This is a genomic window from Mycobacterium botniense, assembly GCF_010723305.1.
In the GTDB taxonomy this organism is placed as follows: Bacteria; Actinomycetota; Actinomycetes; order Mycobacteriales; family Mycobacteriaceae; genus Mycobacterium; species Mycobacterium botniense.
The window spans coordinates 1,277,193-1,297,876 of sequence record NZ_BLKW01000002.1 but is presented as its reverse complement, the minus strand read 5'-3'; the positions used below and the strand labels follow the sequence as shown (position 1 = coordinate 1,297,876).

Annotated in this window: 19 protein-coding genes; 3 read left to right on the top strand and 16 right to left on the bottom strand. The window is 64.5% G+C overall.

Going from position 1 to position 20,684, the window contains the following annotated elements; genetic code table 11:
• Nucleotides 1–36: 36 nt before the first annotated feature.
• The 9 genes from G6N08_RS06100 to fadD5 all read right to left on the bottom strand — a co-directional run bounded on the left by G6N08_RS06100 (nucleotide 37) and on the right by fadD5 (nucleotide 11,968).
• On the bottom strand, nucleotides 37–1,599 hold the full coding sequence (locus G6N08_RS06100; protein ID WP_163755267.1) for a virulence factor Mce family protein: 1,563 nt from the start codon (nucleotides 1,597–1,599) through the stop codon (nucleotides 37–39).
• The gene (locus G6N08_RS06095; RefSeq protein ID WP_163756756.1) at nucleotides 1,593–2,759 is read right to left on the bottom strand and encodes a virulence factor Mce family protein; all 1,167 of its coding nucleotides are present in this window, start codon (nucleotides 2,757–2,759) and stop codon (nucleotides 1,593–1,595) included. The genes G6N08_RS06100 and G6N08_RS06095 overlap by 7 nt, the downstream gene beginning before the upstream one ends.
• Nucleotides 2,760–2,887: 128 nt before the next feature.
• Entirely contained in the window at nucleotides 2,888–4,507 is a 1,620-nt protein-coding gene (locus G6N08_RS06090) for a virulence factor Mce family protein (protein ID WP_163755265.1), read from the bottom strand.
• Nucleotides 4,504–6,078 carry a virulence factor Mce family protein gene (locus G6N08_RS06085; RefSeq protein ID WP_163755263.1) on the bottom strand — a complete coding sequence of 525 codons (1,575 nt, stop codon included), beginning with the start codon at nucleotides 6,076–6,078 and terminating at the stop codon, nucleotides 4,504–4,506. Before G6N08_RS06085 ends, G6N08_RS06090 begins: the two co-directional genes overlap by 4 nt.
• A complete protein-coding gene (locus tag G6N08_RS06080; protein WP_163755262.1) occupies nucleotides 6,075–7,115 on the bottom strand; it encodes a virulence factor Mce family protein in 1,041 nt (346 codons plus the stop codon). The genes G6N08_RS06085 and G6N08_RS06080 overlap by 4 nt, the downstream gene beginning before the upstream one ends.
• A complete protein-coding gene (locus G6N08_RS06075) occupies nucleotides 7,112–8,422 on the bottom strand; it encodes an MCE family protein (RefSeq protein WP_163755259.1) in 1,311 nt (436 codons plus the stop codon). The genes G6N08_RS06080 and G6N08_RS06075 overlap by 4 nt, the downstream gene beginning before the upstream one ends.
• 15 nt (nucleotides 8,423–8,437) lie before the next feature.
• Entirely contained in the window at nucleotides 8,438–9,307 is an 870-nt protein-coding gene (locus tag G6N08_RS06070; protein WP_163755257.1) for an ABC transporter permease, read from the bottom strand.
• A 1-nt stretch (nucleotide 9,308) separates the two neighbouring features.
• Nucleotides 9,309–10,115 carry an MlaE family ABC transporter permease gene (locus tag G6N08_RS06065; RefSeq protein ID WP_246216620.1) on the bottom strand — a complete coding sequence of 269 codons (807 nt, stop codon included), beginning with the start codon at nucleotides 10,113–10,115 and terminating at the stop codon, nucleotides 9,309–9,311.
• Between the two features lie 221 nt (nucleotides 10,116–10,336).
• Nucleotides 10,337–11,968, bottom strand: coding sequence for a fatty-acid--CoA ligase FadD5 (fadD5, locus tag G6N08_RS06060; protein ID WP_163755255.1), 1,632 nt, complete (start codon nucleotides 11,966–11,968; stop codon nucleotides 10,337–10,339).
• Nucleotides 11,969–12,085: 117 nt separating this feature from the next.
• On the opposite strand from fadD5, the gene G6N08_RS06055 reads away from it, so the two are divergent.
• Entirely contained in the window at nucleotides 12,086–12,787 is a 702-nt protein-coding gene (locus G6N08_RS06055) for a GntR family transcriptional regulator (RefSeq protein WP_218033344.1), read from the top strand.
• On the opposite strand, the gene G6N08_RS06045 is transcribed toward G6N08_RS06055, so the two are convergent.
• Both G6N08_RS06045 and G6N08_RS06040 read right to left on the bottom strand, forming a co-directional pair.
• Entirely contained in the window at nucleotides 12,784–13,227 is a 444-nt protein-coding gene (locus tag G6N08_RS06045; protein ID WP_163755250.1) for an SRPBCC family protein, read from the bottom strand. The two genes, G6N08_RS06055 and G6N08_RS06045, sit on opposite strands and share 4 nt — an antisense overlap.
• A 67-nt stretch (nucleotides 13,228–13,294) precedes the next feature.
• Nucleotides 13,295–13,786 (bottom strand): acyl-CoA thioesterase, encoded by a 492-nt coding sequence (locus G6N08_RS06040; protein ID WP_163755248.1) that lies wholly within the window; start codon nucleotides 13,784–13,786, stop codon nucleotides 13,295–13,297.
• A gap of 14 nt (nucleotides 13,787–13,800) precedes the next feature.
• Here G6N08_RS06040 and G6N08_RS06035 point away from each other — a divergent pair, with 14 nt between their 5' ends.
• The gene (locus G6N08_RS06035) at nucleotides 13,801–14,928 is read left to right on the top strand and encodes an alcohol dehydrogenase catalytic domain-containing protein (protein WP_163756754.1); all 1,128 of its coding nucleotides are present in this window, start codon (nucleotides 13,801–13,803) and stop codon (nucleotides 14,926–14,928) included.
• Between the two features lie 57 nt (nucleotides 14,929–14,985).
• Here the strand turns inward: G6N08_RS06035 and G6N08_RS06030 are convergent, their stop codons facing one another.
• From G6N08_RS06030 to G6N08_RS06020, 3 genes are all read right to left on the bottom strand, one after another.
• Nucleotides 14,986–15,720 (bottom strand): SDR family NAD(P)-dependent oxidoreductase, encoded by a 735-nt coding sequence (locus tag G6N08_RS06030; RefSeq protein ID WP_163755246.1) that lies wholly within the window; start codon nucleotides 15,718–15,720, stop codon nucleotides 14,986–14,988.
• 252 nt (nucleotides 15,721–15,972) lie between these two features.
• Entirely contained in the window at nucleotides 15,973–16,506 is a 534-nt protein-coding gene (locus G6N08_RS06025) for a hypothetical protein (protein WP_163755244.1), read from the bottom strand.
• A gap of 212 nt (nucleotides 16,507–16,718) precedes the next feature.
• Nucleotides 16,719–17,888: a CaiB/BaiF CoA transferase family protein gene (locus tag G6N08_RS06020; RefSeq protein ID WP_163755241.1), complete on the bottom strand. Its 1,170-nt coding sequence runs from the start codon at nucleotides 17,886–17,888 to the stop codon at nucleotides 16,719–16,721.
• A 177-nt stretch (nucleotides 17,889–18,065) separates the two neighbouring features.
• Here G6N08_RS06020 and G6N08_RS06015 point away from each other — a divergent pair, with 177 nt between their 5' ends.
• Nucleotides 18,066–18,758: a DUF427 domain-containing protein gene (locus G6N08_RS06015; RefSeq protein WP_163755239.1), complete on the top strand. Its 693-nt coding sequence runs from the start codon at nucleotides 18,066–18,068 to the stop codon at nucleotides 18,756–18,758.
• Nucleotides 18,759–18,807: 49 nt separating this feature from the next.
• On the opposite strand, the gene G6N08_RS06010 is transcribed toward G6N08_RS06015, so the two are convergent.
• The gene (locus tag G6N08_RS06010) at nucleotides 18,808–19,689 is read right to left on the bottom strand and encodes an acyl-CoA thioesterase (protein ID WP_163755237.1); all 882 of its coding nucleotides are present in this window, start codon (nucleotides 19,687–19,689) and stop codon (nucleotides 18,808–18,810) included.
• Nucleotides 19,690–19,727: 38 nt separating this feature from the next.
• On the bottom strand, nucleotides 19,728–20,657 hold the full coding sequence (locus tag G6N08_RS06005; RefSeq protein WP_163756753.1) for an LLM class F420-dependent oxidoreductase: 930 nt from the start codon (nucleotides 20,655–20,657) through the stop codon (nucleotides 19,728–19,730).
• Nucleotides 20,658–20,684: the final 27 nt, after the last annotated feature.

Genomic DNA, 20,684 nt, shown 5'->3' with positions numbered 1-20,684 from the left:
CCTCCGAAGACGATGGATCACCCGCATCGGCGCGGCTCAGCCGGCTGGTGCCAGCATCTCCTTCCATCCGTCGTCTCCCGGTTTGTTCGAGTTCTCGACCGTCCACTTCACCCCGTCGGGCCCCACTAATTCACCGCTTTGTGGACTGTAGACCGCCGCAGGACCTCCGCTGGGAGTGTATACGCAGGGGTTGGGTTGCTGGCCGTTACATTGCACAGTGCCCGATCCCGGCCGTTGCAGCGGGTCACTGATGGGCGGCGGCGAGCCCCCCGGTGGCAGCCGGTCGGCGGGCGCGGGGTTCAAACCGTTGTTGATCGAGGGCGCCGGTATCACCCTGCCTGGATCCACGGGCTGATCGCAGCGCGCCCCCGGTGCCGGGCAGTTGCGGATCTGGTTGGGATCCCCGTACCAGGGGTTGGTGCCCAACGGAACATAAGGCTTGTTGCTGCGGCACTCCTGCGGCGTCGCAGCACGTTTACCGGGGACGTCTACACACGGAATGTTTCGTGATCCGCGCACCACGTTCGCCGGCGTATCCTGGGGAATCTTGCAGTACAACCCCGACGGTAACGGTTGTGGGCTGGTGTCTGCCGGAGACCGCCATTCAGATGCCGGAAGAAAACCGGTCAAACACGGTGGCGGCTGGTTGATGGAGAATGCCAGGTCGAGGGCGGCCATGCCTTCCTTATCAAACGGTGCAGCCACCGTCTGGGCGATCGCCGCCCCCTGCGGCAGAAAAACCAGGTACTGTTCGAGGCCGTTGTGGTAGCGCTTGAGCATGTCCAACACGATCGCCAGGTTCGCCAACGTTTGCGGCAGTGACTCACGGACATCGCTGAACACGGAGTTAACCTGGTCCGCGGTCGGGGGAGCCTGGGTGAGAACGTTTTTCACATGCGGATCGGTGCGCGCAGCCTGCGCGGCCAGGCTATTCAGGTTCCGGGCCCAGCGTTCGATCGCATCTCCCGAGTTGACCTGGCTGTCGATGACCGGCCCGGAGTGCTGAATGATGTCGTTGACGTCGCCGATGTTGGTTTTGAAATCGCCGACGATCGCCTGGGTGGCATCGACCAGCCTTTGCAGAGCAGGCCCGAGGCCGCCCACCGCTTGGGACGTCTCATCGAGCAGCGAAGCGATCTTGTCCTTGGGCAGTGCTTTCAGTCCCCGGTAGGCGGTGTCCAGCGCCGGACCGATCTCCGCGGGCACCGTGCCCTGGGTGATCGTCTGCCCGGGCGCAAAGTATTTGCCGGGGTTGCCCTTCGACACCAGGTCCAGATACTGCTCGCCAACCGCTGAGACCGAATGGACGTTGGCAACCGCGTCGATCGGGATTTTGTACCGGCTGGCGATGCTCATCGTCGCCTCGGCGCCCGCCTCGGTCGGCTCCACGTCGATCACCTTGCCGATGGTGATGCCACGGTACGTCACGTTAGCGGTGGGATACAGACCGCCCGAGGCCGGCAGGTCCGCCTTCAAGGTGTATTGGCCGATCCCCATGAGCGTGGGAATCCGCAGGTAATACCAGCCCAGCACCACGAGCGCGACCACGGTCAGGATGCTGAACAAGATCAGCTGGCGCTTGATGACGGTGCTCAGCACTGCCGGTCCGCCCTTTCCACCAGGGGACCGCCGGGCACGTCGTTGGGGTTCGGCGTGTAGCGGACGTCGGGAATCATCGTTTGGGGGTCGCGGCCGTAGGATTGCTCCAGCGCGCGCAACGCTCCCGAGAGCCCCGTTCCGGTGAGGAACGCGTTGTCGACAGCGCTCAAGGTCAGGTCGAGCGTCAGCGACACGTTCATGTAATCACCTCGCATCAGCTTCGGCACGCTGTCGATGTCGAAGGGCTGGGTGCCGATGAGCTTGAGCGCCCCGAACAGATACGGTGCGGCGCGGCCAAGCTCTCGCAACGGACACTGCAATGACTGCAAGTCCTGGTGCAAACTTCCCCGCGATGCGGACAAGTACTGGCCGGCTTCCTGGCTGAGCCGCCCCACCGCGTCGACCGCATTGATGAGAAGTTGCTGTTTCTCGTCGAAATGCTTGACCAGCGGTGGGAACTCGATGAGAGCCCGGTCGATCACATCCGAACGGGGACCCACGTACGCCAGCAGCCGGTTGGTGGAATCGATGGCCCGGGTGATGTCATCGCGTTGCGCGTCGACTTGACGGGTGAAGGTGTCCAGCTTGCCGAGCAGGGCACGAATCTGCTTGGCTCGCCCGTTGACGATGTTGTAGATCTCGTTCTGCAGCACTTCAAGGTTGGGGACGTCGCCGCCCCGCAAGATCAGGGCAAGACTGGCCAGCGTCTGTTCGACGGTGGGATAGGCCGACGAGTTCTTCAGCGGGATCGTGTCACCATTCTTCAGCAGCTCCGGGGACGGGTGAGGCGGCGAATCCAGCTCCACATGCTGAGTACCCAACAGGCTCGTCTGCCCGATTCGGGCGATCGCGTTCTTGGGCAGCTTGACGCTTTTATCCACCCCAAGTGTCAGCGTGGCGATCCAGTTTTTCAGTTGGATCGCACGAATCTTGCCGACGAAGACGTCGGCCACCATCACCTTGCTGTTGCCGTTGATCGCCAGTGTGTCCGGGACCTGGACGTAAATCGTGTAGGACCCGGCGCCGCTGCCCGGGCCGCCAGGGACCGACACATTCGAGATGCCTTGCCAGCCACAGGAACTCACCGCCAAAGCGATCACCAGTAAAACCAAGCCCTGCCAGGCCCGGTGCCGGGCTCTGCGGCCGATCACGCCGATCATGGTCACCCTCACCCCCTTCTGCGGTTGCCGCCGGTTCGGCTTGCCCGCCGCATGGACCGCGCTGCTCACCCGCCACCAGAGCCGCCGGCTCGCCGGGTTCTGGGTATCGACGGTGCTTGTCACGCGCCTCACGAGCCCGCTCCCGCGGATGCGGCCGCCGCTTCAGCGGGCAGCGGTGGTCCAGCCGGTCCCCCCACCGGGGCCGGTGTCGGCGGAACCGGGCCCGGGACCACACCCGGTGCCGGCGGAGGCGGAGGGATGGGAACCTGCGGCGCCTGCACACCGATCGGCGGTAACACCGGATATTCGTTGTAGGCGTTCGGCGGCCCCGGCGGCGTCTGCAACCCTCCCGGCGGAGGCGGAGCATCCGGGCCACCCATCAGTTCGGCCAGCGACTCGGGCGTCAGCAGCCCCGCAGTGATCGGCCCCACCTGTGTCCCTTGCATGCCCGGCGCGACGACCCAGCCCTGTTGGGTGTTGCGGTGCGATAACGGCGTGTCCGGCACCCAGATCCCGGGGACGGTGGTGTCCTTATATCCGTTCGGTGGTTGCAACCGGGGTTCGGAGTAGGCGATCTCCTTCGGCAAGGTGGCGGCCGTGCTGAACAGGTTGAGCCCGAAGGGCAAGTAGTTGAATTTGATCGCATCCAGAATCGGCGCCAGGTATTGCGCGCACAGCTCGGCCGACTCCTGATAGCCGAGCCGGCTGCCGGCCTGAATCGAGCTGCAGATGAACTGCATGGGGTTGGCGAAGTTCTGGATTGCCGCAATCGCCACGACCGCGCCCTGCGCGGGATGGTAGATCTGGTTGATGTTCGCGGCCGCGGTGGGCAGAACATGTAAGCCGGTCTCCAACCCGTTTAACGGGTCAGGCTGGACCAGTGTCGTGGTGGCGGTGGCGAGGTTGTTGATGTCGTGAGCGAGCACCTCGCGGTTGCGGGCCAGGAATGGGCGCAGGGTGGACAGCAGACCATCGAACTGCTGTATCGCAGTAGCCAGGTCCCGATCAGAGCGGGTCAGGCTGCTGGTGAACTGGGCGAGGTTTTTGTTCAACGCCACGAACTGCTGATCGTCCTGGTGTAAGGCGTCGACGAACAGCGCCAGGCTGCGCAGCACCCCGAAGAAGTCGCCGCGGCCTTCGTTGAGTGCGGTCAACGCACGCGAGAGGCTGTCGAAGGTGGTGTTGATCTGCTTGCCCTTGCCGGCCAGTCCATCGGCGAACGATTCGATGACCTCGCCGAAAGGCCCCTTGGGTTGCTCTTTTGTCGGGCCGAGTTTGGAAATGATGTTGGTGACGCTGTTGCGTAACTGGTCCCACTCGGTGGGCACCTGGGTGCGCTCGATCGGGATCACCGCACCGTCGGCGAGCACCGGGCCGCCGCGGTACGGCGGCTCCAACTGAATGAAGCGCGCCGCCACCAGGGTCGGGTTGAGGATGACCGCGGACGCGTTGGCGGGCACCTTGTAGGTGTTGTTGTAGTGAAACGTCACCTTCATCTTGTCGCCGGCCGGCTCAATCTTGTCGATCGACCCCACCTGCACGCCCATGATCCGCACTTGATCCCCGGCATAGAGCGCGTTCGCCTCGGGGAAGTACGCCACGACGGTGTTGTTGGTCAACTCGCGGTAAAGCTGCCTTCCGACAAACGCGGCGACGAGGGCCAGCACCACCGCCAGCGATCCGATGACTACCGACGCACGTGACATTCTCGGCAGCCGCAGGTTGCGGATATCGAAGACAGTGCTCAACTTTGGCTTCCTCCCACACTTCCTCCGCCGCCACCTGGCTGGCTTCCCTGGACACCGGGGGGAATGAACGGCACAGGCAGCTGCGGCCCGGGCCCCGGCGGCGCGGGCGGCCCGGGCGGAAGCATCGGCGCAAACGTCGACGGCGGCGGCGTCGGGCCGGCCGGTGCCAGGTTCTCGGTGCGCGCGCCCGGCGGTGCGTTGGGCGGCAGCGGCACCGGTGTGCCCGGCACGTCCGGTGGTGGTTCGCCGGGCAGGCCGGCGATCGGGATCCCCGGTGTGGGCGGCAAACCGGCGGGGTTGGGCGGCGAGGTCGCTACGTCGATCGGGGCCGGGAACTCACCGCCGAAGGCGCCCACGTCAACACCGGCGCACGGCAGCGGGTTCCACGGCCGTGGCACAGCGTCAGCCGGCGGGGTGTAGGAGCACGCCGATCCCGGTGGGACGGCGGGTCCCGGATGTTCCGGGGTGCCCTCCAGCACCGGCGGCGCCGGCGGCGGCGCGCCGTTGGGGAAGCGGGTCCCGTTGGGGTCGGGCCAGCGGAACGCGGGCAGCCCGGCACTGCGCCAGAAATTCTCCGGGTCGATACCCCGCTTCTTGAACGCGGCATCCACCCACGGCTGCAAAATCCAATACGGCAGCAGGTTGGCGAGAATCACCTTGAAGTACGGTCCTGAGGCGATCGTCTCGTTAACCGCCGCGGCGGCCTTGCCGAGGGTGGTGAGGACTTGAGCCAGATCGTCCTTGCGCGCCACCAGCAAGTCGCTGACCGCGCGCAATTGTTCCAGCACGTGATTCAGGTTCGGGTTGTCGTTGATCAGGCCCTGCACCTGCGCCGAAAAGGCAGACACATTTGTCAGCAGCGCGTCAATGGCCCGGCTGCGTTCGTTGAACGCGGCCAGCAGTGTCTTCGTGTTGACCAGCAGCCGGTCGACCTGCTGGCTACGGTCACCGAGCACGCTGGCCACCTTGTTCGCTTGTGCGAGGAGATGTTTGACCTCTTCGTCGCGTTTGCCGATGGTGTCGGAGAGTTTGGCCACACCCTCCAGGACGGGAGGCAGATGCGGATACGTTTCGTTGATCGTTTGCGACAGCACATTCAGCGACTGCTTGACGGTGTCGATATCCCAGCCAGCGGCGGCCTTAGTGACATCGAAGAAGGCGTCGTAGATCTGGTATGGGCTGGTGCTTTGGCCCAGCGGCAACACGGCTCCGGGTCGCAAGGTCTGGGTGCCCCGCGGTTCGATTTCGAGCACCTTCTTACCCAGGATGGTGTCGGTTTTGATCGCCAGCCGGCTTTCGGTGCCAATAGTGTTACTGCCGGTTGAGAATTTGATCAGGACGTGATCGCCGTCGATCTTGAGCGCCTCGACGGAGCCGACGGTTACCCCGGCGATGCGTACCTTGTCACCTTTGCTCACCCCGCCGGTGTCGGTGAACTGCCCGTAGTAGCTCGGCTGGGCGAACACCATCGGCACACTCGTAAAGCTTTGGCCCACGGCGATAAAGAGCACCACCACAACGATTCCCATCAGCCCGATGCGCAGCCGGTTCGGGGGTTCGAGTGTTCTCATTGCGGCGTGCACCTACCCGTGGGCTGCGACCAGATCTTGACCGTGCGAACCGGTCCACCCGGCTGCAGCCCGTTCCACTTGATGGTGATGTCGCAGGCGTAGAAGTTCACCCAGTCTCCGTACGTGCCGATAACGCGCCCGATCGTGTTTAACGCACCCGGGGCGCGGTGGAACAGGTCGTCGTACTTGTCGCGCTCATCGATGATCGGTTGTTGAACGGCCTGCAGATAATTCAATTCCTTGTGCAGCAGGGCGCGGTTGTCGGCCAGCAGATCGGCAACTGTCCCGGCGGCGGTGCTGATGTGTGCGACACCGGCCGCCACCGGGTCGGCGTGGTTGCGCAGGCCGGTGATGAGTTTCTCGACGTTGTCGACGGTCTGGTCGAATTCCTTGCGGTGCTTGGCCGTGGTATCCAGCACGGTGTTGAGGTTCTTGATCACTTCACCAATCGCCTGGTCACGCTGGGCGATATGCGATGCGGCCTGGGCGGTCTGGTCGAGGATGTCGTTGATGGTGCCCCCTTGACCTTCGAACACGGTGATGATGGCCGAAGCAATGGTGTTGACCTTCTGCGGATCCAGCGCCCGGAACAGCGGCTTGAAACCACCGATGAGCGCGTCGAGATCCAGGGCGGGTTGTGTGCGCGACAAGGGGATGAACCCGCCCGGCGGCAAAACCCGGTCGGCACCTTCGCCCTGCCCGCGCTTGAGCTCCACGTACCGGTCACCGATCAGGTTCAGATAACGGATGGCCGCCGTCGTCGACTGGTAGAGGGGCACCGCGCGGTCGACAGTGAAGTCCACCCGCGCCCGGCGGCCGCCGTCAACGAGCCGTACGCTTTTGACTTTGCCGACTTCCACCCCGGCAGCGCGGACGAACTGCCCGTTACGAAGCCCGCTGGCGCTGGTGAACTCCGCGGAATAGCTGTAGGTCTTCTCGAAGCGCATTTGACCGAACACCACCACGATCATTGCGGTGAACATCAGCAGCACCATCGAGACGATGCCGAGCTTGACGAGGGTACCGGTGATTTTCATGGGTTGATCGTGTTATCCCCTACTTGACGGCCCCATACGTACTCGATCGCGTACGGGGAGCCCGTGTCCAGGTGGTTATAGGGCGCGACGCTGTTGCCGGTATCGATCACCAACTCCGGCGCCGGCCAAAAATCACGGGTGATCGTCTGCCAGCATCCCGGTGCACCCCCCGGCCCACCATGAGCGTTCACCCGCGGCAGGTTCTCTGGATAGATGTAAGGATTGGGTGCCCCGCCCACCAGTCCGGCCAGCCCTAAAAGCCCTTGGGTCAGCACCGTGCCGGTCAGACCCGCGGGGGTGAGGATAGCTCCTAATCCGGACAGCGCCTCGGTATTGGTTCGCAGCGCGTAACCGCCACGGCCACCGGTGAACTCATAGACCTTGGGTTCGATGTCGTGATAGTTGCGGATTGTGCAGAAAAGTTCGGGGCTATAGGTGTCCAGCAGTTTTGCGGTGGGTACCAGATCGGCGGCTCCCCGCTGAAGATAGGGCCCGCCACCGTGGAAGAGATCCGCACCCGTGTTACCCAACCCGGTCGCCGCCAGCAATGCTTCGTCGAGATCTTTTTCCTGGTGGTGCACGGTGCGCGCGGTGGTCACCGCGTTGTTGAGAGAATCGAACAGGTCCGGAGCCGCATTCGCATACACGTCGCCTAACGCAGCCAATTGCCGTATATCGTGCCGAATTTGCGGCTGCTGCGGATTGACGTCGTCGAGGACAGCATCCGCGTTAACCAGGGACTGACCGAACTTGTCACCCAACCCGCTCAATGCCTGCGCCGCCGCGCTCAGCGTGAGGTTCACCTTGACCGGATCCACTTTCTCGGCGAGCGACGTGATCGTCTGAAACAGTGTGTTGATCTCCGTGGTCACCGATCTGGCATCGATGATGGTGTGCGGCGTGATTCGTTGCGGTGTGGGATGTTTCGGTGATCTCAGCGCCACATACTTTTGGCCGAACAGTGTGGTTGCCGTGATTCTCGCATCCACATTCGCCGGAATCAGCTTGAGGTAGCGCGGGTACACGTCCAGGACGAACTTGGCCGCCGGTTTGCCGTCTTGCGTGATCTCCGAAATGCTGGCCACCCGGCCGATCTGCACCCCGTTATAGGTGACCTTCGCCCCCGGATCCATCACCAAACCCGCCCGTGACGACAGCATCGTCAACGGTGTCTTCGCGGTGAAATCGCCTCGATACTGCAGGTAGACCAACCACAGCACCAGCGCCGCAACCACGAAAACCACCACGCCGATCAACTTGTATGGTCGGCCCTCCGGCTTGTTGACCTTCGCTTGTGGACTCGTCATGGCTTTCCTGCTGCCTCAAACGGTGAAGTTGAAGTTCGGGTTGACGCCGTAGAGCGTCATTTCAAACAAGATGAGCACGACGTTGATCGCAACCAGCGAGAAGCGCATCGAGCGCCCGACAGCTTCACCGACGCCGACCGGACCGCCGCTGGCGTTATACCCGTAGTAGCAGTGGCTCAGCATCACCACCCCGGCGACGAGGATCATCTCGGCGAAGGACCAGAACACGTCATTGGGGCGCAAGAAGGTATTGAAGTAGTGCTGGTAGCTGCCAGAGGGCTGCCCATACATCACCGTGGTGACCAGCTGTGGAGCCACAAACGATGCGATCAGCGCCAACGCGTAGAGCGGGATGATCACCACCTGCACGGCGATCAGCCGGGTGGAGACCAGATACGCCAGCGAGTTGATGCCCATCACCTCCAGCGCGTCCACCTCCTCGCTGATCCGCTTGGCGCCCAGTTCGGCGGTGGCGCCGGCGCCGACCGTTGACGCCAGCACGACCCCGGTGACAACAGGGGCAACGAGACGAACGTTGATCATGGCGGCGACGAACCCCATAAGCGCGCCGAGGCCGACGTGGGACAGCGTCGAAAAGCCCTGCAGGGCGACTATCGAACCGGAGGACGCCGTCACCAGACCGACGATCACCGCGGTGCCCCCGACGACGGCCATGGCACCGGTGCCCATCCCTACCTCAGCGACCAACCGCAGGACTTCACTGCGGTAACGGGTCAGCGCGAACACTGTGTCGCGAGCGCTGATCAGCGTGAACCAGCCCAGCCTGCCGGCTTCATCAAATGAGCGGGTGGTGGCGGCACCGTAGCGACGCAGGTTGGCGGTGGCCCGAGGGAAACGGGCGCGCAGTACTTGAGCCGTCGTCATGTCAGAGCGCCCCCGTTCCGAACCGCACACCGATGGCGGTCAGCACCACGTTCACCGCGTACAAAAAGACCACGCACAGAACCACGGTCTCGTTGACCGCAATTCCCAGACCTTTGGGACCGCCGCGCACCGTCAGGCCCCGGTAGCAGGCCACTAATCCCGCGATCAGCCCGAAGATGAAGGCTTTGGTCGTTGCCACAACCACTTCGGGCAGCCCGACCACCAGGGTCAGTGTCGACAGATAGGCGCCGCCCGAGATGTTCTGCAGGTAAACCCCGAACAGGTAGCCGCCCACCAGGCCGATCATGCTCACCAGGCCATTGAGCAACATGGCGACGATGGACATGGCCGCGACCCGGGGAACCACCAGCCGGTGAATGGGGTCGATACCGAGCACCTCCATGGCATCGATTTCCTCCCGGATGGTGCGGGCACCCAGGTCAGCGCAGATCGCCGTCGCGCAGGCGCCGGCCACCACCAAGACGGTCACGATCGGGCCGATCTGGGTGATCACAGCGACCGCCGTGCCCGCCCCCGAGATGTCGCCGACACCGGCTTGGATCAGCAGGATGTTGAACACGAAATCGAAAAGCACCGTCACCGGCACTGAGACCGCCATGGTCGGCACGAGCGAGACTCTGACGATAAACCAGCACATCAAGACGAACTCGCGCCACTGAAACGGCGGACGGAACAACGCCTTACCGGTCAGGACGCACATCCGGAAGAAGCCACCGATCAATATCAGCGGCGTCTTCGTCTGGTCGCGGACGTAATCGACCAAAGGGGGCCGTGTCGACGCCGTCACCGCTGCCACCTCACGACGAGACTCCCGTGTCCCGGCGTTCCGGCGGATCGTGTCGCACGCCTCCTCCTTGCCCCGTCCCCCGGTGTGTGACCGCCGACTCCTTACTGGCAGGTAGTAAGAGAGACGACAGGACTGTACCTGATGGTTCGGCCGGGGGGTAGGGCATCGGCCTATTTACCTTTCGTCGAGTTCACACGGCTGTTTTATCGTTATGTCAGCTTTTACGGGCTTTGCGTGTTGTCCGCAGAATCCTTTGATGGGGCGACTCTTTCGGGCTCGGGTGCAGCGCCGTACCGGCGCCGTAATTCGGTCTTGAGCACCTTGCCGGCCGGGTTGCGCGGGAGCGCGTCGACGATCTCCAGACCCTTGGGGTGCTTGTAGCGCGCCAGCCGCTCCGTGAGGAATCCGTCAAGGTCCTCCAGCCGCAGATCGTGGGTGACGGCCGCGACCGCGATCGGCACCTCACCCCACTTGTAGTCGGGCCGGCCGATGACGGCGACTTCAACGATCGCGGGATGGCTGGCTAAGACATTCTCCACTTCGGCGCAGTAGATGTTCTCGCCGCCGGAAATGATCATGTCCTTTTTGCGGTCGACCACCCAGACATATCCGTCCTCGTCCATGCGGACCAGATCACCGGAGTGGAACCAGCCGCCGGCGAAAGCCTCGGCGGTAGCCTCCGGATTGTTCCAGTAGCCGCTCATCAGGGTCGGCGCGCGGTAGACGATTTCGCCAACCTCACCGACCGGAACGTCGTTCATGTTCTCGTCGACCACGCGAGCGGCGACGGTCGGGATCACCTTGCCGACCGACCCCCGCTTGCGGATGGCGTCCTGGCCAAGCAGCATGCAGGTGACCGGCGACATTTCAGTCTGGCCGAATGCGGCCAGGATCTGGGTGCCCGGGAACGTCTCCGACATCTGCCGCAGCAGCGTGTCCGGCGCCGGGGCCGCCCCCCATGACATCACCCGCAGCCGAAGCGTGCGAGGTTTTCTTTGCTGCTCGGCGCACACCGCCTGCCACTGGGCGGGCACTAAAAAGATGCCGGTGACCTTCTCCGCCTCCAGCACGTCGAGCAGCTGCCCGGGATCGAAAGCGCCCAGCGGGTAGATGACCGTGGGAATGCCCAGCCACATCCCGGTCAACAGGTTGCCGGTTCCGGCGATGTGAAAAAGCGGCACACCGATGAAACCGACATCATTGTTGATATCTGCGCCGCTGGTGTACAGCGTCGTCATCATCTGGCCGGTTAAGTTGGTGTGAGTGAGCACTGCGCCCTTAGGGCGCCCGGTGGTGCCCGAGGTGTACATGATGAGAGCCGGCGAATCGTTGGGGATGTCCACCGGCTGGTGGGGGTCACCGGGCTCCGCGATCAGGTCTTCGTAACCGAGCAGACCTTTCCCGGCGGTGTCCCCGGCGACGACGATCGTGCTGAGCACCGGTTCGATTTCGCGCACCTGGGCAGCCACCGGGGCCAGGACCGCTTCGGTGATCATCAGCCGCGGCTGACAATCGCGGACCAGGAAAGCAATCTCGGCGGCGGTGAGCCGAAAGTTCAACGGGACTGCGATCGCTCCCAGCATGTTCGCGGCCAGCATCGACTCAACGAACTCCGGCCGGTTGAGCATCAGCACCATCACCCGGTCCCCGAACGAGACCCCGCGGCGGCTGAGGGCGTCGGCCAGTGCAGTCACCCGCCGGTGCAACTCGGCCCAGGTCATTGTCTTTCCCAAATACCGCAATGCCGGTGCACCTGGTTGCATCAAGGCATGCCGTTCCAGCTGGTTGATCCAGTTCTGCCGCCGTGAGCGAAAGGGTTGCTCGGGAGCTCGAGTCGCTCGTTGCGCGGTCAATTGACTGCCATTCCCTCCGTACTCGGTGGCCCCGCAAACCTGATATTTGATAAACTCGGTGTCGTCTGGATCACATTATGGCCTCACCGGCCGGTCACACAAGTCCCCGGAAGCACCGTGAACGCACCTCTTTCTGCTCTCTCCACGCAGCCGGGCGGGCCGCGCCGGCCGCGCCGGTCACAGTTGTCCGATGAGGTCGCGGGCCACCTGCGGGCCGCAATCATGTCCGGGACGCTCCGCCCCGGGACATTCATCCGGTTAGATGAGACAGCGGCTCAACTCGGAGTCAGCATCACCCCGGTGCGGGAAGCCCTGTTGAAGCTGCGCGGTGAGGGCATGGTGAAACTCGAGCCGCACCGCGGCCACGTGGTCCTGCCACTGAGCCGACAGGACATCGCCGATATCTTCTGGCTGCAAGCCACGATCGCCAAGGAGCTTGCTGTCGCGGCCACTGAGCGGATCAGCGTCCCCGAGATCAACGAACTCGAGCGTCTTAACGAGGCACTGGCGGCAGCCGTTGAGTCCGGTGATGCTGAAACCATCGCCGCGATCGAGTTCGCTTTCCACCGCGTGCTCAACCTGGCCAGCGGCCGGATCAAATTGGCGTGGTTTTTGTTGAATGCCACCCGCTACGTGCCTGAGGTGACGTACGCCGCCGAACCTGACTGGGGTAGCGCCGCGGTGGAGAACCACCGCCGGCTGATCGCCGCGCTGCGCGACCGGGATGCCGCCGCCGCTGCCGAGCACATCAGTTGGCATTTCACCGACGGAGCACGCCGCCTCACCGAAAGGCTGGAGAAGGCGTTCATCTGGAGCTAGCTGCTAGCAGCTAATTGCTCGGCCCGCTGCTTGAGGTTATCGGCCAGATAGTTCAGCGCGTTGTCGACGGCTTTCTTCACCATCGGCGCGGGGATCGCCATGGTGGGCTCGACATCCATATCGACGGTCAGCAACGAGGTTGGACCCAGCTCCACCACACTGAACAGCTGCTCCTGTTTGGAAAACAGGTCACCCTGCTGCATGACGGTTTGGATCTGGTGATCGCTCGGGTAGTAGACCGCCTGGATATAGGTGCCTTCGATACCGGAGACCACGGTGTCGACCCGCAGCTGGCTGGGCCGGCCGTCATCGTAACGGGCCAGTACCCACAGACCCTTGACCTCCTCGTTCCACTCCGGATACGACTCAAAGTCGGCGACGATAGCCATGATCGAGGCCGCGTCGGCGGCGACCTCGACGGTCTTGCTCACGAACGGCATTGGCTGAGCATATCGAGCGCCCGCCCGAGATCGTGAAAGAGAAGCCGCGGCTGTGGTTTCGCTTGGTTCACTGCTGGGGCTTCCGCCTCGCGGAGACACGGGCTGTCGACAGCAGGGCGCGGATGGCGTCGGGAATCGGGACCGGTTTGCGGCTCGATCGGTCGACATAGACATGCACCCAATGCCCCAGCGCCGTGATGGCCTGCGCCTCACCGTCGCGAAGGTCTTCGGCGGCCCGGAACACCCCCAGCCGGTAGGTGACGCTGCTGCGCCCCAGCCTCGTCACCGCCAGGCCGACCACGAGCCTTTCCGGGAACCGCAGCTCGGAAAAGTAGCGACAACCCGACTCGGCGACGATGCCCAAGGCCGGTACGGTGAGCGGGTCGACGTCGACGTTCGTGGTGATCCAGCCGTTGATCGCGGTATCGAAGAGCTGGTAGTAGACGGCGTTGTTGAGATGACCGAACATGTCGTTGTCGGCCCAGCGGGTGAGCACGGGCCACAGCACTGGAAAGTCCCGGCTGGTGAGTTCGGCTGGTGCGCGGGGAACCGATGCCATGGTTGTATTCCAACATGTTTCACATCCGGGGCGCCGTGCTGGACCAGAGCGGTCTACCGCGGCCCTATGCCGAATCGCGTCCGATCAGCGTCGGCGAACTGGACTTGGCGCCGCCGCAGCGTGACGAGGTTCTCGTCCGCATCGAAGCGGCCGGGGTGTGTCATTCCGATCTTTCTGTTGTCGACGGCAGCCGGATGCGCCCCGTACCGATACTGCTCGGCCATGAAGCCGCCGGAATCGTCGAGCAGATCGGCCCAACCGAAAACCGCGGTCGTCTCAACCTCACCGTCGGACAGCGGGTGGTCATGACATTCCTGCCGCGCTGCGGGCGGTGCGCGGCGTGCGCCACCGCTGGAATGGCCCCGTGTGATCTGGGCGGCGCCGCCAACGCGGCGGGCACATTGCTCGGCGGCGCAATTCGGCTCAGCCGCGGTGGACAACCCGTGTACCACCATTTGGGTGTGTCCGGGTTCGCCACCCACGCCGTCGTCAACCGCGCCAGCATCGTTCCGGTGCCGGACGAGGTTCCGCCGGGTGTGGCGGCATTGCTGGGTTGCGCTGTGCTGACCGGCGGGGGCGCCGTGCTCAATGTCGGCAAACCGGTTCCCGGTCAGACTGTTGCCGTGGTCGGCCTGGGTGGTGTGGGCATGGCCGCGGTGCTCACCGCGCTCGCCCACGACGATGTCACGGTCGCAGCGGTCGACCAACAGCCTGAGAAGTTGGCAGCGGCAGAAGCTTTCGGTGCGCACGAGATCTATACGCCGCAACAGGCCATCGATAACGGCGTGAAGGCGCCGATTGTCATCGAGGCCGTGGGCCGACCCGCCGCATTGCAGACAGCGATCGAACTGACCGCGCCAGGAGGACGCACGATCACCGTGGGACTGCCCCCGCCTGATACCCGGATCAGCCTGGCGCCGTTGGGTTTTGTCGCCGAGGGCCGATCATTGATCGGCTGCTACCTGGGTTCGTCGGTGCCTGGCCGCGACATTCCCCGATTCGTGTCGCTGTGGCAGTCGGGCCGCCTGCCGGTGCATAAGCTGGTGTCGTCGACGATCGCGCTGGAGGAGCTCAACGCAGCTATGGATCGCCTCGCCGAGGGTACCGAGGTGCGCCAGCTCATCACCTTCGACACCGGCTGAGCGGTGGAAACCCGCGACCATAGCTTGCCGCTTGCTGAGCGTGGGCCACGCCGGGCGTCACCGGATCTGTAAACACTGTCCGCCGTCGACGACCAGTTCTGATCCGGTGATGAAGGATGCCTGCTCTGAGAGCAGAAACGCCACCGCGTCAGCTATTTCCAGCGGCTGTCCCAGTCGGCCGGACACCGACGTCGCGACCAGCCGCTGACGGACGGCGTCGTCGAGCATCGGTGTCGCCACGGGTCCGGGAAACACCGCGTTGACCCGGACTTTGCACGTGGCCAACTCGGCTGCAGCGATTTGGGTCAGTCCGCGCAGCGCCCATTTGGATGATCCGTATGCCGAATGGAGCGGGAAGGGCCGGATCGCGGCAGTGCTGCAGATGTTCACGACGGCAGCGTCTTCGGCGGCGCGCAGTTGGTCGAGCGCTGCGCGGATCCCTAAAAACGCACCCAGGCAGTTGACCCGCCAGGCCGTTTCGAATCCTGGTACCGTCTCGTCGGCGATCGCCGCCCGATGCAGTACACCGGCGTTGTTCACCAAAGCGGTCAGCGACCCGAAGCGATCGACAACCTGCCGGACGGCGGCATCCCACTGGGACTCCGAGGTCACATCGAGAGAGATCCCCATCACCGCGGCGTCGCCGCGCTTATCGACGGCGACGCCGAGTTCATCAGACCGCTGGTCGCACGCCGCGACCAGAAACCCTGCCGCGCGCAACCGTTCGACGATCGCCCAGCCCTGTCCGCCGGCCGCTCCGGTAACGAGCGCCACCCGCGTCCGGGCTGTCATACGCGTGGGGCCTTCGATCGCTTGCCGCATCGGTTGCCGCTGGTCGAGCGCCGGCTTTGAGGCCGGCAGGGCCACTGCCTGTTGGCGTTCACCAGATCCTCGCCGTGCCGGGGCGTGACATCACCGCACACTGCACGCCTCCGGTGCAACATCGACGACCAAACCGTCGCACTCTCACCGCGAACCGGCGCTGCTGACAACGCAGCTGGTGCAATGGTACGGCTGTGCCAGCATTCCACGGGCGTTCCGGGGCTAGCCGGCTGAAATCAGCTCGGAACCCAGCGGCGAAAACGATCGCCTGTCGGTGAAAAACGTCTCCAGCAACCCAACCGATTCGTGCGGAAGTTGTGCCGCGGCAAGCGCTTGGTGCTTAAAAGCACGCGCTGCCCCGCTCAGCCGGTAGTCGACGGCACCAAGGCCGCGCTGAACCCGCACCGGCCAGCTGTCCCCCCACAATGTGACCTCGGTCAGACCACTGTCCAAGGCTTCGAGCACAGTCTTGCGGATAGCCGCGTTCTGTGCGAACACATCGGCGCTGACAGCCAACCCGTGGTTTGCCAGACCGGTCGTGCTGACGTCCCCGTGCGCGCCGAGCATTCGCGCGCCGAGAATCTGCAGCGGCCGCGCATCGCTGATCCGCGGCAGCATCACGTTCACCTCCCAGCCCGCCATTGCCCGGTCATACAACCATCCGCCGATAGACCGGACCACGTCCGTGACACGGCAGCCGATAACGTCGAGCCGGTACTTGAGGGAGATGGTGTTGCCGTCGCGCGAATTGCGCATCGGCCCAGCGTGGTCGGCACCGCGGCCACGCCGGCGCAAAGCTTGACTGACCATAGATCTCTTCCCTATCGCTGCACCCCTGACCGGTAGGCCGGCCTGGCCGGCCCGACTGGTCACCCGCATTCACCGGAGATTGATGACGCGACCCACAACAATGTGACATTGTCACCACAATCTGTAAAGTCTCGTCTGGTCCGGGCTGAGCGGTGTGGTCAGGGCGTGCGGCGAGCTTTCAGCTCAGCGAGGATCTCCTCGGTGTGTTCGCCGAGCTGTGGGGCGATCGAGCGTGGGGCCCACGGCGTGCCGTGAAAATCTGCCGGTGTTGCAACCATCGGGACACCACCGTCGGCACCAGGCACCGAGACGATACCGCCCGCGGCATAGAACTGTTCGTCGGCCAGAACGTCTTCGAGGCTGTTGACCGGTGACCAGAAGAACTCCGGTTCACGGGCAAAGATCTCCGCCCATTCGGTGAGCGCTTTGGTGGCGAAAATCGCGTCCAGCTCGCTGATGAGCTCGACAGCGTGGGCCGCGCGGGCGCGCGCGGTGGCGAAACGGGGATCGGTCAGCCAGTCGGGTCGCCCGACTACCCGGCACAGCGCCGGCCAGTGGCGCTCTCCTTGTAGGCCCACCACCCAGAACCGCCGCCCATCTGCGGCGGCGTAGTTGTTCATGCACGGGTTAGCCATCGATTCGCGCTGGCCGACGGCGATCGGCTGCCCCGACATCAGGTACGTGTTGAGGTCAAAACTGACCGTGTAGGTGCCCTGCCGGTACAGCGACGTCGTCACCAGTTGACCGGCTCCGCTGCGTTCCCGGGCCAGCAGGGCGGCGCACACCGCCGCGACAAGGGTCATCGCGACCATGTGGTCACCCATGCCGCCACGCTGAAACGGAGGGGTGTCACCGGGACGGGTGAGTAAGTGAGCCACCCCGGCACGGGCCCAAAACGCCGCCACGTCATAGGCGGCGCGGTCGGCGTCGGGTCCGGCCATACCGTACCCGGTGATCAACCCGTAGACGAGCCGCCGGTTGCGGGCGGCCACCGTCTCGAAGTCCACTCCGAGGCGTTGCAGCGCACCTGGCCGGATATTGGTCAGGAAAACGTCGGCGCTGCTGAGCAATTCAAGTGCAGTCGACCGGCCATCCGGGGTGGTTAAGTCCACAACGATGCTGCGTTTGGAGCGATTGTCCATTTCGAACGGCGGGTTCTCCCCGCCGGCAACTCCAAGCATGCGGCCGAACGTCCGCGCCGGGTCACCAGTCGGTGGCTCGATCTTGATGACGTCTGCGCCCCAATCCGCGAGGATCCCGCCCGCTGCCGGGGCGGCTACCCAGATCCCCAGCTCGATGACCCTGACGCCCTCCATCGGTCCGGCCACGACAGATCCTCTCTGAAATCGTTAACACTTACACGCCAAGTTGTAAACCTGGGCAACTATGCTGACCACCCGTGGAGGCTATCGGCACCACGGAACGGGACACTGCGTGCAAGGACGGCCCATGACAGGATCGCTCACAATCGCACGGCTGGCCACGGTGCCAGCGCAATTCCGGCCATGACGCTTACCGCTGGGCGTGGTCCGCTCAGTTCGGATCCCGCGGGATGGTTCACTCCCCCATTGCCGGGTGAGGTGGTGTACATAGAACCACACCCGCGCCGTGTCCAGGCATTTCGCGACGGGCACGTGGTGCTTGACACCGAGCGTGCATTATTGGTGCACCGGCGCAACCATGCCCTGAGCTACGCCTTTCCGGCCGGTGAGGTCGGCGGGCTGCCACACCAGCCGGTCGCGGAGGCGCCGGGGTTCGTCGCGGTCCCCTGGGATGCCGTCGACGTGTGGTTCGAGGAGGGGCGCAGACTCGTCACCTATCCGCCCAACCCCTATCACCGCATCGACTGCCGCCCGACTAAACGGCATCTGCGCGTCACCGTCGCTGACACCACACTGGTCGACACCGACGACACGGTGATCGTCTTCGAAACAGCAGTGCAACCCCGCCTGTACGTCGACCCCGCATTCGTTCGCATCGACCTGCTCCGGCCCACCGAGACCACGTCGTATTGCAATTACAAAGGCGCGGCGACGTACTGGGCCGCAGTCGTCGGCAACACAGTCGTCGATGACGTCGCCTGGAGTTATCCGGACCCGCCACCGGAGAGCCTGCCTATCAAGGGGTTTCTCAGTTTCGACGAGACGCGCGCACGTGTTGTGGCTGAACTGCCGCCCCCACCGGATGCCCACCGGTGACCCGCGTCGACCGGACGTGCGGTGTGCCGGTCTCCGTGTCAGCTGACCGCTACAACCGGGCCCGGGCTTCGATTGCGGTGTCGCTGCTGCGCAGTGGGCGGATCAGCGCCTCCTGCGTGAACGACGCGATCAGCGCCCCGTCCTCCGTGTGCACCGCACCGCGGACATACGACATCCCGGCGCCCACCTGGGTGCTTTCGTGCGTGTACAGCAACCAACCGCTCCACGACACCGGCTCGTGGAAGCTGACGGTCAGGGTCATCGGGGCGGTGGACACGCTCAGGTGCGCCTGGCTGGTGCCGATCCCGGCGTGCGCACGCATCGTGGTCGAAATCCCCAAATGCCCGGTGAAATGGGCGATCAACGCCTTGGCGAGATCGTCCCGGGCCGGGATCGGGTCGTAACGCACCCACGCGTACAGTTCGGGCGGCCCGACTTCGTCGGGGCTGTTGACGTCGACGACGTCCACGAGGCGCACCTCACGCCCGGCCATCGGCATCTCACAGACATGTGCGTCGGCCGGGGCGGCAACGTCCGGCCGCGGCAGATGGTGACGGATCACATCTGGCGACGGGATGTCGGCGAGCACGGTCATCGTCATACAGCGTCGACCGCCCTGCCGCGCCGCCACGACCGCGGTAGCGGTGGAGCGGCCTTCATGCACGACGTCGAGGTCGAATTCCACCGGCGGGCCGGGGGCGACAGCGCGGGCGAAAACAGCGTGCGCGGAGCGGACCGATTTCTCCGGAAATTGTTTGGCCACAGCGATAATCGACTGCGCTAGCACTTGGCTGCCTTCGACGACCTGGCGCTCGTCAGCGCCGGCGATGCCGGTTCCGCCCGTGAAATGGTTGGTTCCGTCGGGCTGCACATCGAACAACTCGAGCAGGCCGGCGACCGACCAATGTGTCTGTTCAGATTCCGTGGTCACAGAGGGAGCGTGACATTTCAGGCCACGCTTGTAAAGAGTTACGAGCCGCCCGCCGGGTCGATCACGGAAGCCGCGAACCGCTCGATGGTCTCCAGTGCGTGCGCCAGACTGTCTCCCGGCAAACCCACCTGCAGCCACGTGACCCCAAGCGCCGCCAGCTTTTCCGCACCGGCCAGGTAGGCGTCGGCGTTGAAGTCCGCGTCTGCGGGACTGCCGCCCGCGGCGTTGGTGAACACCACGTCGACCGCCGAGTGGTCGCGGCCTGCCGCGTCGAGGCGGTAGCGCAGATCGTCGATACCGGCGGCGAGGCGCTGGACCGAGTCGATCACCGCGGTTCGCGCGGTCTGGGCTAGCTGGGCGGGCGCCGCGAACGGGCACCAGCCATCCCCGTGCGCTGCCACCCGCCGGCGGGCCGCGGCGGTATTGCCGCCGATCCAGATCGGCGGGTGCGGCTGGCTCACCGGTCGGGGATGGGCGGTGATCCCACGGGCGCTGAAATGCCGTCCCTCGATCCACACGTCGTCGCGTGTCCACACCGTGCGAATAACGTGCAGCGCCTCGTCGAACAACTCCGTGCGTTCGTCGTAGTCCACCCCGAGGGCCGCGAACTCCCGTTTCAGGTAACCGACTCCGACCGCGAGGGTAAACCGGCCGCCGGACAGCACATCCAGTGTCGCACCGGATTTGGCCACCACAAATGGATTACGGTAGGGCAACACCACGATGTTGGGGATCAGCCGCAGCGTTGTCGTGCAGGCTGCGGCGAAACCCATCGCCACAAACGGGTCCAGCGCGTCGTGCCCGCCGGCGTCCAACCAGCGCTGCGACGGAGCGGGGTGGTCGGTGAACCCGAACCCGTGGAATCCGGCGGCTTCCGCCGCTGCGGCAACAGCGGCGACCCCCGCCCCGCTAACCAGTTCGGGATGGTACGGGTGACGATGCATGGGATGGGTGATCGTGAAATACATGGCCAGCTTTCTCGTCGAGCGCGCAAC